Source organism: Variovorax sp. 01N429, from assembly GCF_056399425.1.
The window spans coordinates 1-397 of the sequence record NZ_JBFTRG010000185.1 but is presented as its reverse complement, the minus strand read 5'-3'; the positions used below and the strand labels follow the sequence as shown (position 1 = coordinate 397).

Sequence of the window (397 nt, the reverse complement as noted above, 5' to 3'; positions counted from 1 at the left end):
CGTCCGGGCTGGTCAGCGACTCGGCGAGCTGCGGCCGGACTTCGCCGGTGCGCTGGTCGGCGTACACGAGCACGTCGAATACCGCGGCCATGCGGGTGCCGTAGGTGATTCCGGTCGGGTTCACCAGCGCCGGATCGAAGCCGTTGGCTTCCAGCGACATCACCAGCGTGGCGGTGCCGCCGCGCACCGCGGCGGCGGTCGGTGCCTGTCCACTCTGCGCTGCGGACTTCCCGTCCGAGCCGCCGGACCCGCCGCACGCGGCGGCCGAGGCGGCGATGGCGGAGGTGAGCACACCGGTGGAGAAGGCGCGCCGGGTGAGACCGGGCGCGGCGGGCAGTCTTCGGGACGCAGGGGTCATCGGGGGCTCCTCGAAGGTGGGGCGGGAAGGCAGGCGGGG

1 pseudogene is annotated in these 397 nt (G+C 74.3%); it reads right to left on the bottom strand.

What is annotated here, in order from left to right:
- A pseudogene (locus AC1DSF_RS31170) lies at positions 1–358 on the bottom strand (hypothetical protein); the annotation flags it as partial.
- Positions 359–397 lie beyond the last annotated feature (39 nt).